This is a genomic window from Nocardia sp. N2S4-5 (assembly GCF_044628355.1).
Lineage (GTDB): Bacteria > Actinomycetota > Actinomycetes > Mycobacteriales > Mycobacteriaceae > Nocardia > Nocardia wallacei_B.
On the sequence record NZ_JBIUPM010000001.1, the window covers coordinates 598,197 to 613,036 of the forward strand.

Consider the following 14,840-nt stretch of genomic DNA (forward strand, 5'->3'; position numbering starts at 1 on the left):
CCGCAACGAATCTCACCCGCCGACCGACCGGCGCGGTAGGAGCAAGGCCGGTATCAATGCGAGCGCGATCACGACCGGAGCGATCAGGTAGGTGTGCTGGAACGACTCGGCCAGCGCGGGAGCGATCTCGGCGCGTTGCGCCGGTGCCATACCGTGCAGCGCTTGCAGCCCGCCGGTCACCGGGAGCAGCGCGCCCAGAGTAACCGAGGAGACCGCGGTGCCGACCGCCAGGGCCGTGGTGCTGATCATGTTCAGCACCGTGGATCCCGCCGGCTGATCCGCCCGGCTGAGCGACCGGGTCGCGGTGGTCATGACCGGCATCATGGTGCCGCCGCCCCCGGCGCCCATGAGCAGCATGCTCGCGCCGAGCGCCCAGTACGGCGCGTCCGCGTCCAGCTGGACGATGAACAGTGCGAACCCGGTGAGCGCCACCGTGATCGACACCGGCAGGTAGCGGCCGGGCGGAATCCGATCGATCAATCGGCCCGCCACCTGCATGGTCAGACCGGAGGCCAGCGCGAACGGGATACCCAATGCGCCTGCCACCAGCGCCGATTCGCCACGAACCACTTGAAAATACAAGGGCAGCAACAGCATCGAACCGAAGTAGCCGCTCGCGAACAGGGCCAGCAGCAGCGCGGCCGTGCCGCTGACCCGGTTGCCCAGCACCCGCAGATTCAGCAGCGGCTGCGCGGTGGTCAGCGATCGGCGGACGAAGGCGGCGATGAGCCCGGCCCCGGCCAGCAGCGGGACCAGCACGGCGGGCGTGGCGGCTCCGGCCTGCTCACCGGCCGCGGTCACCCCGTAGATCAGCAGGGCCAGGCCGGGCGACATCAACAGGAGTCCGGGCACGTCGAGCGCGTGCCGCGGTTCCGGCAGATCGTCGGGCACGGTCCGGGCGGCCAGGACCAGTACCAGCGCACCCATGGGCAGATTGATGAAGAACATCCACCGCCACGACACCGCATCGATCAGGTAGCCGCCGATCACGGGCCCGAGCAGCGGGCCGACGAGAATGGCCAGGCCCAGGGTGCTCATCAGCCGTCCGAGCCGATCCGGCCCGGCCGCGCGCAGCAGAATCGTCATCGCGACCGGCATGAGCAGCCCGCCGCCGGCGCCCTGCACGACTCGAAAAGCGATGAGCGACTCGAGGTTCCAAGCCAGACCGGCCAGCATCGAGCCGAACGCGAAGGCAGCGACCGCGGTCAGGTACAGCCGTTTGGCGCCGAACCGGCCGACCAGCCACGCCGAGGTCGGCACCACCGCGCCGAGCGCGAGCGAATAGCCGGTCGCCACCCACTGGACGGTGTTCAGGCCCGCGTCGAATTGCGCGGACAGAGTGTTGATCGAGACATTGACGATGGTCTGGTCCAGCGTGGCCATGATCGCGCCGAGCACCAGCACCAGGACGATCGTGATCGGGTTGCGGGTTGCGACCGGCGACGTGGAATCCGTTGCGGTAGTGGTCACGATCCTCACGCTCCGTACGGGTTGGCGGCACGGGCGGCGCGCAATGCCTCAGCCCACCAGGTCAATTGCTTCAGCAGGGCGTTGGTGGCGGTGACCGCGTCGGCCGGTTCGGCCGGCTCACCCGCACCGTCGAAGCTGCGCCACGGGTTCGCGAAACTGACGGTGTCGCGGATGGTGACCGCGTGCAGTTCGGCGAAGACCGGCCGCAGGTGTTCCACCGCGCGCAGACCACCGGAGATGCCGCCGTAGGAGACGAAACCCACTGGCTTGGCCTGCCATTCGACGTGATGTTCGTCGATCAGGTTCTTCAGCGTGCCCGGGTAGCTGTGGTTGTACTCGGGCGTCACCACCACGAATGCGTCAGCGCGGGAGAGCTTTTCGGTGGTCTCCGCCCGTGACGGGTGATCGGTGACAGCACCGAAAGCGTGCGGCAGCGCGACCTGCCGGGTATCGACGATCTCGACCTCGAAGATGTCGAGGCGCCGGACCTGACCGACGAACCAGTCCGCGATCGTCGTGCCGAAGCGGCCCTCCCGGGTGCTGCCGACGACAACCGTGACCCGCAGCGGAGCCGTGGCCCGACCGCGGTGCGGCCCTTCGGTATTGACGTGCCAGTTGCTCATGAGGCCCTCCCTCTGAACGATCGCACCAGCGTTGGCGCTGTCCACAGCCTCCAACCTCAACTATTGTTCGGGTCAACCCTCCTGTGATCGAGGCGACATCACCTCAGAGCTCGACCAGTTGGTGCTCGCCCGGGTGCTGCCCAAGGATGGAGTGGGAGTCCATTGGAGAGAGGGGGCAGCGTGTTCGAGCGGATGAACAGGCTGTGGGCCGCTAGGCGTCGGCGGTTGCAGAACATATCGAGCGAAGCTGCGACGACACGGCCCGAGACCGATCTCATCCCGCAGGTGGAAGAGACCCTGGCCGTACAGGAGCGAGTCCTGGGCCACGACCACCACGACACCAACGAGACGCGCCGCCGGCTCGCCGACGCCTATTGTTCGGCGCATCGGTGGGACGCAGCCATTCCGGTGTTGGAGCAGGTTCTGGCGTACCGTGAGCGTTTCTCTGGTCACGATGACCTCGACGAGCTAGAGACCAACGGTGTACGCAACCGACTCGCCGGTGTCTATAGATCTGCGGGCCGACTGGATGCGGCCAGGTCGATGCTCGAGCGGGTTCTGGAGTGCCGGGAACGGATCCTCGGACCCAATTTGCGTCCTACCGTCGGCACCCGCCGCGAACTTGCCGAGATGTATCTGTCAGCGGGGCGGTTCGGCGAAGCCATCGCCCTGTTCGAACAGAACTTGGCCCACGACGACCAACCCTACGAGGAAATCCACCACGACCGTTGTTGTCTCGCCGCCGCATACGAGGCCGCGGGCCGCTGGGAGGAGGCCATTGCTTTGTTCGAAGAGATTCTGTCCTACCGGGAACAGCTTGTCGGGCACGACAATCCCTTTGCGCGCGCCGCTCGCGACGACCTCGCTCGTGTGTACCGGTCGGCAGGCCGGTTCGATGAGGCTGTCACGTTGTCGGATCAGCAGCGTCGCGGTCCGTCTTCTTCGACGCCGCAATGACCGAACCAGTCTGGGAGCGGTGGACTTGTGGCGGCATCTGGAGGCACGTTGGACATCGACGGCAAGACCTTATGCGGCGGACGGTTTCGTGCCGTTCTGGAAGGTGAAATGGCGGTTTAGATCTGGGTCAAGGCAGCCAGGAGGGTCAAGGTCGGAAAGATGCCTTGTATAAAGGCGGGGCGGATGAAGGTGCGGTCGCTGGCGATAAGCACTACGGCTGCTCCGAGCATCGAGCCGCAGCTCAGCAGGATAAGCGACCAGCCGGAGGCGGCGTGAGTGCGTACCAGCACCGCGCCGACCAGAGCGCCGATGCCGAGAAACAGATTGTAGAAGCCCTGATTGAAGGCCCAGTTCCGCACGCCGGCCAGGTCGGCTTCGGAAACACGGAAGATCTTCCGATGGACGTTGGGGTCGGTGAAGCGGAAGCACTCCAGCACGAAGATGAAGCCGTGTACTAGTGCCGACAAAACCGCGAAGATCTGCACTGCAGCGAGCAAGGGGGATCTCCTTCGAGTTGCCTGGTGTCCAGGCTGATGCTGATTCGGGTGGGGGAGTGCTGTATTCGACTGGAGCTCGTCAATTGTCGATGAAGTGGGGTTACCTGAGCGGCGAAGGCTTCGGCGTACTGGAACAGGAAAGCATGACCGCGTCGCTGTATCCGAGAAGGGTGGCGTTGCCGGTGTGTTCGGCAGCGGTGTAGGACACCACCGCTGGTGTCATGATGTCGGCAAGACGCGGCACTCACCGTGCCCGCAGCCTGACCGAGTAGGCGAGGTCATGGACTGGGCACGTCACCGCGGACTCCTGAACCGTCCTGGATCCGGTAGAGACTCGGGTTCAGGCCGCCTCGGTCGAGATGGTCTGTTGATGGTAGAGGTGTTCGTATTCGACCGGCGGTAGGTATCCGATCGCAGAGTGCAGGCGCCCGGTGTTGTACCAATGCACCCACGAGGCTGTTTCCCGTTCGAGTTCGGCTCGGCTGGTGAAGGCGGGGTGGCGGTCGATCAACTCGGTTTTGTAGAGCCCGATCGCCGATTCCATGAGCGCGTTATCGAGGGCGTCGCCGACGCTGCCGATGGACCCGGTGATTCCGGAATCCTGTAATGCTTCGGTGAAGGCCAGTGAGGTGTATTGAGCTTCCGGCATCGGAATGATGTATCAATCCTGTTGCCGTGAAACGGAAATCGGTCCTGCGGCGAGTGAACAGAGCTTGCTCGAGCACTGAGGTCACCAACGGCGTCGCCTTCGAGGTCATCACACGCCAGCCCAGGATCCGCCGCGAGTACACGTCCACGCAGAACGCGGTGTAGCAGAACCCGGCCAGCGTCCAGCAGTAGGTGAAATCGGCGACCCACCACTGATCCGGACGCGTCGGCCGCGACCAGGCCCGCCCGATCAGATCCGGGTGCCGCGCGGGTCGGTCACGGCCGCGGTCGGTTGTGACCGTGGTGCGCCGCCCACGCACCACCCCGTCGACCCCGACCAGCCGCATCAAGCGCGCGACCTGATCACGGCCGAGAATGTGGCCGGCTCGGCGTGCGGCGAGCCAGAGTTTGCGCACACCGTAGACACCCCGGTTGGCCGTCCACAGGTCCAACAAGACGTTCGCGGTGTGCGCGTCGGCCCACACCGCGGCGCTGATACCGCGCTTGCGTGCGGCGTAGTAGGTGGACGGGGCGATCGCCACGCCGTGCTCGGTCAACACGCGGCAGATCGGGTCGACCCCGAACCGGTTCTTGTGAGCGTCGATGTAGTCGACGATCACCGCAGTCGGCGGTCGACCTCCGCCGCCGCGAAAAACGCGCTCGCCGTCCGCAGAATGTCGTTGGCCCTTCGCAATTCGGAGACCTCGCGACGCAGCGCCTTCAACTCCTCGGACTCCGAAACCGACACCGGATCCCGGTCGGCGGCCGGTCGTTCGGACTTCTCGACCCAGTTCCGCAGCGTCGCCGGCTTGATATCCAGCAACGCGCCCACATGCCGTCGCGCCGCGGCCATCGACTCGCCGTGCTCGCGGATCCGGTCCTCATACATCCGAACCGCCCGAGCACGGGTCTCCTCGTCGAACTTCCGTGGTGCACCCATGAATGCAGTCTCCCTTGCAAAAACGGGAGTCTCCAACCAACCCAGGACGGTTCACTCCCGCCGTGGGCGCGGTAGAACTCGAGGTGACTTGTCGCTGCCTTGTCCCATCCGAATCGGGCGGCGAGGGCCTTACCGCGTTCGGCGGCGGAAGGTTCTCGGCACAGATTCCGTGCCATGGCGGTGGCCATCTCGCTGGGGTTTGTGGCATAGGAAATAGCGTCTCCGAACACTTCCCGCAGTACGGGCAGATCACGCCCGACCACCGGCACGCCCGCGGCGAGGGCCTCCATGGCCGCCAGGCCGAACCCCTCCTTCGTGGAGAAGAAGGGAACCAGGGCGGCCCCGGCCACCAGAGCGGGCAGGGAGTCGTGGGGCACGGTCCCGAGGATCGTCGGCTGGATGGCCAATTGTGTTGCGCGCGAGTCGAAAGCGGACCGGTAGGCGCGATAGTCGAAGAGTGTTTCGCCGCCCGCGTAGACGAGGCGCAGGTGTGGATGGTCGCGGCGGAGCAGGGCGAAGGCCTCCAGGAGATCGAGGCTGCCCTTGCGGGGTTCGATGCCGCCTAGCGCCAGGATGTACGGGCCCAGCCGGCGTGACCAGTCCAGGCGGGTGTTAGAGGCGGAAGCCGCGGCGAAGCGGTCGTATTCGACGCCGTTGGGGATCACCGTGGGGCGCAGGCCCCAGCCCGCGTGGACCTCCGCGGCGACGGCGGCCGAGACGCAGATGTGCGCATAGGGTTCGACGATGGCGCGCTCGTGGCAGGCGGCCAGCTCGGGTGTGGTGAAGGTGTCGAGGTGGTGGATGGTGCGGATGCAGCGATCGACCGCGTTGGCGCTGATGCAGTCCTGGGCGTGCACGATGTCGTAGGCGTCGGGGGTGAAGGCGGAGCGTAATGCGCTGATGGAGCGCAAGATTCGCGCGCCGACCGATTCACCGTCGGCGGCCTCGAACGGGACCACGCGCACGGTCACGGCGGGATCGACGGGCCGGAAGAAGGCCGAATCGCCGCCGCGGCCCAATGTCCACACCGTGACGTCCACGCCCAGCCCGGCCATCGCCTCCGCGAGATTCAGCGTATGCACTACGCCCCCACGGGGTTTGGTGGAATAGGTGAGCAACGCGACCCGCATCAGATCCCACCGGTGTCGCGCATCAGGTTGTGGTACGTGTCCACCCGGCGTTCGTCCAGATGGCGCAGGACGCGCCGGGCTCGCTCCACTTCCGCGTCGATATCGATGTCCGCGACCGCGAGCCCGCCCTTGGACCAGGTCTTGGCGAGAATGTCACCGCCGGGGCCGACGATCTTGGCCTGCCCCAGAAACCGCAGCGACCCCGTGATGCCGGTCTGGTTGGACGACGCCAGGACCACCTGGTTCTCGGCGGCGCGGGCCTGGTCGTAGAGGTCGAACAGGCGGGACTGGCGGTCGTTGGGCATGCGGGAGGCGCGGTCGGTGACGCTGGCGGGCCAGGCGGACAGGGCCGCGATCGTGCGAGCGCCGTCGAGGGCCAGGGCGCGAGCCGATTCGGGGAAGGTCTTGTCGTAGTCGATGAGCATTCCGAGGCGGCCCACGGGAGTGTCGAAGGCGGTGAAGCGATCTCCCGCGGCGTAGGCGAGGTGTTCGCCCGCGGGCTGGTGGACCTTGCGGTGGCGGCCCAGGACGCCGTCACCGGTCACGCAGACCGCGGCGTTGTAGCGGGTGCCGTCGCTGTGCTCGGCGTAGCCGACGCAGAGGGTCATCGCGCCGGCCAGCCGGCACAGCAGCCGGATCTCGGGGCCGTCGGGGTCGATGGCCTCGGGGGCAGTCGTCGGATCGGGATTGCGCAGGTCGCCGATGTAGCCGCCGAGCGTGGCGTCGGGCAGGACCAGCAGGTCGACGCCGTCGGCGGCGAGCCGGTCGATGATGCCGGTGATCTTGTCGAGGGCACGGGCGATGTCGCTGCCGAAATGGGCCGCGACGGCGGCGATCCGGGTGACGGCCATGGGAACCCGGTCAGGCCGCGGCGCTCGTGCGGCCGGCGCGCACGATCCGCTCCGCGAGGTGTTCGGCATCGCGGGCGATGGCCGCGAACCGGCCCGACCCCCACGTGTGCAGCCACGGCAGCCCGAGAAAATACAAGCCCGCGGTGCTGGTGACGCCGCGATTGTGGCAAGGGTGTCCCTCGCCGTCGAAGACGCCGACGCGCAGCCAGCGGTAGTCGGTGCGGAAGCCGACCGACCACACCACCGACGTGATCTCGCTCGCCGCCAAGTCCCTCTCGGTCACCTCCCGCTGTGGCCGCCACACCGGTCGATAGCGCCCCTCGGTGGGTGCGTCGATGCCCTCGCGGGCGATGTAGGCGTCGATGGAATCCTTGATGCTCTCCGCCACGGCGTCCGCGGCGTCGAGTTGCTTCTCCAGGGTCGGCTCGAAATGCGCTGTGCCGCCGGTGACATCGATCATGCGGCCGTAGAGGGACATGCCCTCGAGGGCGAAGCGCCGCAGGTCGATGTCGCGCCCGCCGTCGCGGCCGGTGACGTAGTGATTGGTGTTCTCGCGCTTGCCGAGGCCGCCGGGCTGGTCCTCGATGGGAATGTCGTAGTGGCCCATGTCCTGGAGCCACGCCACGCAGTCGCGGCCCCGGTAGAAGCGCGCGACGCGCGGCGCACTGCCGACCGCGAGGTGCACCTTCCGCCCGGCCAGATGCAGGTCCTCCGCGATCTGGGCGCCGGACTGCCCGGTGCCGACGACCAGGACCGCCCCCTCGGGAAGGTCGGCGGCACTGCGGTATTCGGCGGAGTGCAGCTGCCGGATCGTCCCGGGCAGCCGTTCGGCGAAGCGCGGAATCGTGGGCGTGTGATAGCCGCCGACGGCCACCACCACCTGATCGGAATGCACCGGCCCCGAGGTTGTTTCGATGTCGAAGCCGCCGTCGCTCGCCACGGTCACCGCCGTGACGGTGACGTGCTCGCGCACCGGAGGATCGAAGGTGTCGGCGTAGCCGCGCACCCACGCGTAGACCTCGTCGCGTGTCATGAAGCCGTGCGGCTCGGGACCGTCGTAGCGATAGCCGGGCAGCACGCACTGCCAGTTCGGGGTGACGAGAGTGAAGTTGTCCCAGCGGGTGTCGCGCCACTCGTGGGCGACGGTGTCGCGTTCCACGACGACATGATCGATCCCGCGGCTGGTCAGATGCCAGCTGATCGACAGCCCGGCCTGCCCGCCGCCGATCACGACGACCTCGTGATGGTCGCGGCTCACGATCGGCCTCCGGTCGCGGCCGGCACGGACGGCGGGGCCATCGACAGCACCCGGACCGTGCCGGACGACGGACGGACCGCGGCGGCGGCCGCTTCGATTTCGGCGAGGGTCTGCATGGCCGAGGCGCAGTAGAAGCCGTACCGCTCCCGGACGCGTTCGGCGGCCGCCCGCAGCGCCGTCCGGGCCCGCTGGACGAAATCGTCCACCGCGTAATCGGTTTCGGCGTCGAGATGATCGTGGATCACCAGCGAGGGGGAGTAGCAGGACTGCACGGTGCCGTCCGGCCAGCGGACGTCGAAGGTCATCTCAGGCATGAGCGGTCGCCAATCCCTCGGGTACGGGCGGCTGTCCGACCACGCCGTGCCGCGCGACCACGCTGTCGTAGATTTCCGGCCGACGGTCGCGCAGGTTGTACATGCCGCCGCCGCGGGCGAGTTCCAGCGCGTGCTCGACGTCGACGGTCGCGGTGGCCAGGCCGGGTTCGGTGCCGGTGGTCGCGAGGACGTCGCCGCCGGGGCCGACGATCTTGGCGCTGCACACGAAGCGCAGCGAGCCGAAGGTGCCGGCCTGGTTGGAGGCGATCCACACCACCTGGTTCTCCACGGCCCGCGCGCGATCGAAGATGTCGAAGCGCTGGGTCCAGCGGTCGTCCTCGAGCCGTTCGGCGGTGGCGGTGCGGGCGGTCGGCCACGCCGACAGCGAGGTGACGATCTCCGCGCCGTCCAGAGCCAGCGCCCGCGCGGCCTCGGGAAACGCCTTGTCGTAGCAGATCTGCATACCCATCCGGCCGATCGGCGTGTCGAAGGCGCGGAACTGCGAACCCGCTGTGTAGCAGAGATTTTCGCCGAGCGGCTGATGCACCTTGCGGTACGAGCCGAGCACGCCGTCGCCGGTGAGGGTGACCGCGGCGTTGTAGCGGTCCTCGCCGTCGGCCTCGCAGAAGCCGAGGGTGACGACGAGATCACCGGCCATGGCGGCGATCCGGCGTAGTTCGGGCCCGCCGAGCGTGAGAGCGGGCGGCAGGCTGCGCAGCCGTCGCCGGCGCGCCTCCTCGCTCTCGGTGTCCCCGCCCAGGCTGGGCAGATAGCCGCCGAGGCAGGCTTCGGGCAGCACCAGCAGTCGGCTGTCGCGTGCGCGGGCCCGATCGATGAGGTCGCCGATGGTGCGGTAGCACGTTTCCATGTCGCGGCCGAATTCGGCGGCGGCGACGGAGATGGTCAGGTCGGTCATGAGAGTCCCAATCCGGTGACGGTGCCGGGCACCGCTGTGGTGGTGGTTCCGTCGGGCCAGCGCAGTCGCACGCCGGGGGCGGTGGTCAGGACGCCGCACACCGCGGAGGTGGCGGGTCCGGTGGCGCCGATCGCCGCGCCGGGACGGTCGGTGGTGAGCATGGCGAAGCCGGGGAAACAGGTGATCCATTCCGCGACAGCGGTGTCGGCGGGACGCGGGATGCGCGCCACGTCCAGTTCCACGCCGACTCCGGACGCCTCGGCGAGCATGCCCGCGGTTCCGGCCATCCCGGCCATGCTGACGTCCTTCGCGGCGGCCGGTGCGGTGTCGGCGACGAAGCGGCCGAGCGCCCGCAATTCCGCGCCGGTCCGCTGTGACGACGAATCCCATTGCCGCCCGGTATAACCCGGACGCCACCGGCCGCCGAGGTCCGCGGTGAGACGTAACTCGTCGCCTACCCGGCCGCCACCGCCGGGCACCGGCCGCGCGGTGCGGCCCAGTGCTGTCACCGACAGCGCGGCGGGGCCGATCTGAGTGTGCCCGCCGAGCACGGGCACGCCCCAGGCCTCACTCGCCCGAGCCAGGCCGCGCAGGATGCGGGTGAGCAGCGACCCGGTGGGGGCGGCGACCGCGTCGAGCAGCCCGACGGGCTCGGCGCCCATGGCGGCCAGATCGTTGAGATTCACCAGCGCCGCGCACCAGCCCGCCCACTCCGGATCGCGCTCGACCGTGGAGGCGAGAATCGCGTCGCAGGCCGCGACGAGATCGCTGCCCGGCACCGGCGCGCCGTCGTCACCGCGGAAACCGGTGCCGCCCAACGACATCGGCTGCACACCGAGATCGTTCAGCAGCGGGCCGAGCAGTGCCTTGGTGGTCCGGGCCAGCCGGTCGATCCGGTCGATCGGCCAGCGCATGCGGACGTGCGGGGTGCCGCCGATCATGATGTCCTCCAGGCGATTCCAGCCCAGATGAGTGAACATCGCGGCGTACCGGCGCTGCACCGTCGCCTCGAAGCGCAGGACGTCGGCGTTCTCGGCGTAGGCGCACGCCGCGCGCACGAGCGCGTTGCCGACTCCGCGGCTGCGGCCTTCGCGGTTCACGACCAGCCTGCTGCCGGTCCACCAGCCGAGATCGGTGGTGGTGGCGGGGGCCAGGCGTACGCCGCCGAGGACGGTGCCGTCCGGGGCGAGCGCGACCAGGACGATGGCGCGCGGATCGTCGTCGGTGTCGTCGGCGTCGCTGCCCTCGAACAGCCCCTGGTCGAGGACGAAGCTCTCGCGGCGCAGTGCGCGATACGCGGTGAGGTGGCGGAAGTCGGCCGGGCGGATCAGGAATCCGTCCGCAGGTTCGGTGGGATTTCGGTGTCCGGACAGGACGCAGTGGTCCGGTGACGACGATGCCCGGGAGGTGTCGACGGTGACCATGTCAGCCTCCCGCGGTCCGGAGCACGCTGCACGCGCCGCACGCCGCGCAGCCCGCCTTCTGATCCGCGCCGAGCATCTCGGCCCGGCGCAATGCCTCTGCGACCCTGCGGGTCACGTCCTCGAGCAGCGAGGGCGCGGGTGCCGCCGCGCCGTCGACGTCGGCGGCGAGCGTCCCGGCCAGCGGCCGGAAGGGGACGACGAACGGGTAGACGCCCATCTCGATGAGTTCCCGCGCGCCACGGACCAGGTCGTCGGGATCCTCGCCGAGACCGGCCAGCAGATAGGTCGACACCTGGTTGCGGCCGAACACCCGCACGGCTTCGGCCCAGGCCGCCCGGTACTCCGCCAGCGGCACCGTGGACTTGCCGGGCATCCACCGGGCGCGCACCCGGTCGTCGAGGGATTCGACGTGGATGCCGATGGACTCCGCGCCCGCCTCGCGCAGTGCCGTGAGGACGGACAGATCGGCGGGCGGTTCGCACTGCACCTGGATCGGCAGGCCGGGAACGGCCCGCCGCACCGCCCGCACGCAGCGCGCCAGATGCCGTGCGCCGCGGTCTTTTCCGGCCGTGGTGCCGGTGGTCATCACCATCTGGCGGACCCCGTCGAGCCGGACCGCGGCCGCCGCGACCTCCGCGAGCTGCTCGGGCCGCTTGACCGCGACCGTCGAGCCCGCCGCCAGCGACGCCTCGATCGCGCAGAACCGGCAGCGCTGGTCCTCGTCGTATCGAACGCAGGTCTGCACCACGGTCGTGGCGAGCACGTCCGCGCCGTGCAGCTTGGCGATCTGCTCGTAGGCGATGCCGTCGGCGGTGCGCAATTCGTAGAAGCGCGGCCGCCGCACCGGCTCGACGGCGACACCGAGATCGGCGCCGTCGCGCAGCAGCCGGTTGCCGCGCAGGGTGTAGGGGCTGTCGGACCTGATGGGAACGGCAGCGCCGGCGCCCCCGAACAGCACATGACCGTCGTCGCTGGGCCCGGCTCCGGAACGGCGCTGCACCGGCACGTCGACGCGAATTCCGAGTAGCGCCAGGTCTACTCGTGTGGATACCTCGGTCATGGCCGACGCCTACACCTGATAGGTGGAGTTGATGATCGCGCCCTTGCGCGCGTAGTGGATCAGCGCGTCCTGCACGTCGAGCGGATGCGCGGGGATGACGCCCTCGATGAGGTCCTCCTCGCGTGCGCCGTGCAGGGCCAGGCCGAACCGGCAGGCGAACACCTTGCCGCCCTCGGCGATGAAGGTCGACAGCGCCTCGTTGATGTTCTGCTCGCCCGGGAAGCCACTGTCACCGGTGGTCGGGAAGCCGCGGTTGGCGACGCAGTTGATCGCGCCGGGACCGTAGAAATAGATGGCCGATTCGAAGCCCTTCCGCAGCGCCCGGGTGGCCTGGAGGACGGCCACGAAACTCACCGAGGATTCGTGCGCGATACCGTGCACGAGGGTGAAGTACGTTTCCCCGGCCTCGGCGCGGTAGTCGGGGAAGATCTTGGTGGCGCCGTAGATGTTGGTGCCCTTGGGCAGCGCCGGGTGCGGGATCTCGGCCAGCGATTTCGCGATGTTCTCCTCGATCGCCTTGTCGATGTCGGAGGTGGTCTCGGTGGGTGCGGACATGGTGCAACTCCTGGGGAAGGTTCGGCGGAATCGGTGATTTCGGTTCGGGGATGTGGTTCACCGCTGGAACTAGTTGACGCCGGGCGCATTTCGTGTTGGTCACATCCGGAAGAATTGGACATTGCCGAGTTCTCACCGGCCGCGATATGCGCTTCGGCTCGTAACCAACTGTGCGGCAACGTATTTCGACGCCGCCGCGATGTGAACGCGAAGATTTTCAGAGGTACGGGTAATCGCCGCGTAAACATCGTCCAGTACTCTTCCGGAGGTCGTTAACACTCGGGTGCCGTGGATCCAACGAATCCGTAACACCCGCTGTGGACGTTCTCGTCGTTACGGCCGATACATGACCCGCACTGGTCGACGAATTCCTCCGAAGCCGAGACCTCCCCGTCGCCTACTTCGCGGCCTGCCACATCGCGTAGTTTCCACATTCCGCGGTGATCTCGGCCGTTTCCCGCGCCGCGGCGGAGAAGTCGTCGACCAGTCGCGAGGTGCGCGATTCCGCCACCGCGAGGCACACCTGTTCAGGCGCCAGTTCCGGGATCGGCACATAGCTGATGTCGGGACGTGAGTAGAACACGGTCTCCGACCGCCCGACGAACGAGACGCCCCGGCCCGCCGCGACGTGCTCGAGCTTCTCCTCCACCCCGCGCGCCCTGAGTCCGGAGTCGGGGTGCGGGCGCCTGGTGGGCTGCGTACTCGGGTCGGCATGCCAGATCACCGGCTCACCGTCCAGGTCGGCCTCGGCGAGTTCTTCCTTGCCGGCCAATCGGTGGTCGGCGGGCAGGGCCACCATGAGTGGCTCGGTGTAGAGCGGGGTGAGGTGTAGCCCGGTCTCGTCGACCGGCAGCCGCACGTAACCGACGTCGACACGGCCATCCAGCAGCATCAGAGCCTGGTCGTCCCACTCCATCCGCTGCACGTCCACGACCACGTCCGGGTTCCGGGCCTCGAACGCCCGCGCCGCCGGGATGACCGGGATACCGGCCCGGAAGCCGACGACCAACCGCCGGCTCCCGCGGCCGGCCACGGACACCCGGCGCCGGACCCCGCGCACTGAGGCGAGCAGCGGGCCGGCGTCGTCCAGCAGTTGCCGGCCCGCGTCGGTCAGCTCCACGCCATGGGTGTCCCTGGTGAACAGCGCGGCACCGAGATCCTTTTCCAGAGCGCGGATTTGGCGACTGAGTACCGGTTGCGCGATGTGCAGCTCCTCGGCGGCGCGGCCGAAATGCAGCCGGTCGGCGACAGCGACGAAGTAGCGCAGCTTGCGCAGGTCCAGATCCATGGAACCTCCCGGTCCGGCAATGCCCCCAAGGTATCACCACGGCTGAAAGAGGTCTTGGACACGCACTCCGGCCGGTGACATCGTCAAAGAGACGCAAGCGAATTCGGTCGAAGAAATTCTCGACATCTGGCTGTTCCGGGTATTCACAAATTCGAGGGAGTGATCGTGGGAAAGCTCGATGGCAAGGTAGCGGTGATCACCGGCGGATCAACCGGCATGGCGCTGGCCGGCGCCGAGTTGTTCGTAGACGAAGGAGCTCGATGTCTTCATCATGGGCCGGCGGCAGGACGCGCTGGATGACGCCGTCGAGCAGATCGGCCGGAACGTGACCGCCGTGCAGGGCGATGCCGCCGACCTGAACGACCTCGACCGTTTGTACGCCACGGTCGAGAAGGAAAAGGGCTCCATCGACGTCCTGTGGGCAAGCGCCGGAATGGGCGAGCCGGGCAAGCTGGGCGAGATCACCGAGGAGCAGTTCCATGCCGCCTTCTGGCTGAACGCGCGGGGGACGCTGTTCACGGTGCAGAAGGCGCTGCCGCTGATCAACGACGAGGGGTCGATCTTCATGACCGGGTCGAACGCTTCGCTCGGGGCCTTCCCCGGGTGGAGCCTGTACGCGGGGAGCAAGGCGGTGCAGCAGGCCTGGGCCCGCGTGTGGCTGAACGAGTTGAAGGACAGGCGGATCCGGGTGAACGTTCTGACCCCCGGCCAGGTCGCCACTGCGAAGCAGGAGGAACTGTTCGACGAGGAGACCAAGGCGGCGTTCGAGTCGCTGATCCCGCGGCGAAGGATGGGCCGCCCCGAAGAGATCGCGGCGATCGCGCTGTTCCTCGCCTCGGACGACTCGAGCTATGTGAATGGGCTCGAGCTGGTTGCCGACGGCGGCACCACGGCGATCTGACCGCGAGA

The 14,840-nt window shown here is 68.2% G+C and carries 12 protein-coding genes, 3 pseudogenes and 1 other annotated feature; of the genes and pseudogenes, 2 read left to right on the forward strand and 13 right to left on the reverse strand.

All coding sequences use genetic code 11. The annotated features are described in order from the left end of the window. Positions 1-12: 12 nt before the first annotated feature. A complete protein-coding gene (locus ACFMRZ_RS02820; protein ID WP_400177767.1) occupies positions 13-1,470 on the reverse strand; it encodes a DHA2 family efflux MFS transporter permease subunit in 1,458 nt (485 codons plus the stop codon). 5 nt (positions 1,471-1,475) lie between these two features. Continuing rightward, positions 1,476-2,093, reverse strand: coding sequence for an NADPH-dependent FMN reductase (locus ACFMRZ_RS02825; RefSeq protein WP_400177768.1), 618 nt, complete (start codon positions 2,091-2,093; stop codon positions 1,476-1,478). A gap of 180 nt (positions 2,094-2,273) precedes the next feature. Here ACFMRZ_RS02825 and ACFMRZ_RS02830 point away from each other — a divergent pair, with 180 nt between their 5' ends. Beyond that, the gene (locus ACFMRZ_RS02830; RefSeq protein ID WP_400177769.1) at positions 2,274-3,050 is read left to right on the forward strand and encodes a tetratricopeptide repeat protein; all 777 of its coding nucleotides are present in this window, start codon (positions 2,274-2,276) and stop codon (positions 3,048-3,050) included. Positions 3,051-3,166: 116 nt separating this feature from the next. Here ACFMRZ_RS02830 and ACFMRZ_RS02835 read toward each other — a convergent pair whose 3' ends face one another. The 11 genes and pseudogenes from ACFMRZ_RS02835 to ACFMRZ_RS02885 form a co-directional block, all read right to left on the reverse strand. Then, positions 3,167-3,547, reverse strand: coding sequence for a DUF1304 domain-containing protein (locus ACFMRZ_RS02835; RefSeq protein WP_400177770.1), 381 nt, complete (start codon positions 3,545-3,547; stop codon positions 3,167-3,169). 340 nt (positions 3,548-3,887) lie between these two features. Then, positions 3,888-5,135, reverse strand: a pseudogene (locus tag ACFMRZ_RS02840) (IS3 family transposase). Further along, positions 4,723-4,854: a sequence feature (AL1L pseudoknot), on the reverse strand. Its footprint overlaps the pseudogene before it by 132 nt. Positions 5,136-5,203: 68 nt before the next feature. After that, a pseudogene (locus ACFMRZ_RS02845) lies at positions 5,204-6,265 on the reverse strand (MSMEG_0565 family glycosyltransferase); the annotation flags it as partial. After that, positions 6,265-7,116, reverse strand: coding sequence for a carbon-nitrogen hydrolase family protein (locus tag ACFMRZ_RS02850; RefSeq protein ID WP_400177771.1), 852 nt, complete (start codon positions 7,114-7,116; stop codon positions 6,265-6,267). The pseudogene ACFMRZ_RS02845 and the gene ACFMRZ_RS02850, both read right to left, overlap by 1 nt. Positions 7,117-7,126: 10 nt before the next feature. Continuing rightward, positions 7,127-8,377 carry an MSMEG_0569 family flavin-dependent oxidoreductase gene (locus ACFMRZ_RS02855; protein WP_400182755.1) on the reverse strand — a complete coding sequence of 417 codons (1,251 nt, stop codon included), beginning with the start codon at positions 8,375-8,377 and terminating at the stop codon, positions 7,127-7,129. Next, positions 8,371-8,688 (reverse strand): MSMEG_0570 family nitrogen starvation response protein, encoded by a 318-nt coding sequence (locus ACFMRZ_RS02860; protein WP_280276555.1) that lies wholly within the window; start codon positions 8,686-8,688, stop codon positions 8,371-8,373. Before ACFMRZ_RS02860 ends, ACFMRZ_RS02855 begins: the two co-directional genes overlap by 7 nt. Then, positions 8,681-9,604 carry a carbon-nitrogen hydrolase family protein gene (locus tag ACFMRZ_RS02865; RefSeq protein WP_400177772.1) on the reverse strand — a complete coding sequence of 308 codons (924 nt, stop codon included), beginning with the start codon at positions 9,602-9,604 and terminating at the stop codon, positions 8,681-8,683. Before ACFMRZ_RS02865 ends, ACFMRZ_RS02860 begins: the two co-directional genes overlap by 8 nt. Further along, the gene (locus tag ACFMRZ_RS02870; protein ID WP_400177773.1) at positions 9,601-11,028 is read right to left on the reverse strand and encodes an MSMEG_0567/sll0787 family protein; all 1,428 of its coding nucleotides are present in this window, start codon (positions 11,026-11,028) and stop codon (positions 9,601-9,603) included. The genes ACFMRZ_RS02865 and ACFMRZ_RS02870 overlap by 4 nt, the downstream gene beginning before the upstream one ends. A gap of 1 nt (position 11,029) precedes the next feature. Then, positions 11,030-12,088, reverse strand: a complete 1,059-nt coding sequence (locus tag ACFMRZ_RS02875) for an MSMEG_0568 family radical SAM protein (RefSeq protein ID WP_400177774.1) — start codon at positions 12,086-12,088, stop codon at positions 11,030-11,032. Positions 12,089-12,097: 9 nt separating this feature from the next. Continuing rightward, positions 12,098-12,643, reverse strand: coding sequence for an MSMEG_0572/Sll0783 family nitrogen starvation response protein (locus ACFMRZ_RS02880; protein ID WP_195104430.1), 546 nt, complete (start codon positions 12,641-12,643; stop codon positions 12,098-12,100). A gap of 397 nt (positions 12,644-13,040) precedes the next feature. Next, on the reverse strand, positions 13,041-13,931 hold the full coding sequence (locus ACFMRZ_RS02885) for a LysR family transcriptional regulator (protein ID WP_400177775.1): 891 nt from the start codon (positions 13,929-13,931) through the stop codon (positions 13,041-13,043). A 165-nt stretch (positions 13,932-14,096) separates the two neighbouring features. Here ACFMRZ_RS02885 and ACFMRZ_RS02890 point away from each other — a divergent pair. Further along, positions 14,097-14,832: pseudogene (locus ACFMRZ_RS02890) on the forward strand (SDR family NAD(P)-dependent oxidoreductase). The last annotated feature ends 8 nt before the right edge of the window (positions 14,833-14,840 follow it).